This window comes from Psychrobacter sp. TB20-MNA-CIBAN-0197, assembly GCF_040309765.1.
Classification (GTDB): domain Bacteria; phylum Pseudomonadota; class Gammaproteobacteria; order Pseudomonadales; family Moraxellaceae; genus Psychrobacter; species Psychrobacter submarinus.
Genome location: NZ_JBEOPC010000604.1, coordinates 1 through 271, shown reverse-complemented (window position 1 = coordinate 271; position 271 = coordinate 1). Strand labels below are relative to the sequence as shown.

At 43.2% G+C, this 271-nt stretch carries 1 protein-coding gene; it reads left to right on the top strand.

Going from position 1 to position 271, the window contains the following annotated elements:
- Positions 1-24: 24 nt before the first annotated feature.
- Positions 25-271 (top strand): SDR family NAD(P)-dependent oxidoreductase (locus tag AAEY83_RS15155; protein WP_502945194.1); only part of this gene is annotated, 247 nt, incomplete at its 3' end.

Sequence of the window (271 nt, the reverse complement as noted above, 5' to 3'; positions counted from 1 at the left end):
ACACGTGACACCCTATGAATGCGTATGAAAGAGACTGAGTGGGACGATATACTCGACACTAACTTAAGCTCGATTTTCCGTTTATCTAAAGCGGTACTTCGTCCAATGATGAAGAAAAAGAAAGGTCGTATTATCAATATTGGCTCAGTAGTGGGCACTATGGGTAATGCAGGGCAAGCAAATTATGCAGCGGCTAAAGCAGGCGTAATTGGTTTTTCTAAGTCACTTGCACGCGAAGTGGCATCACGTGGTATTACAGTAAACGTAGTAG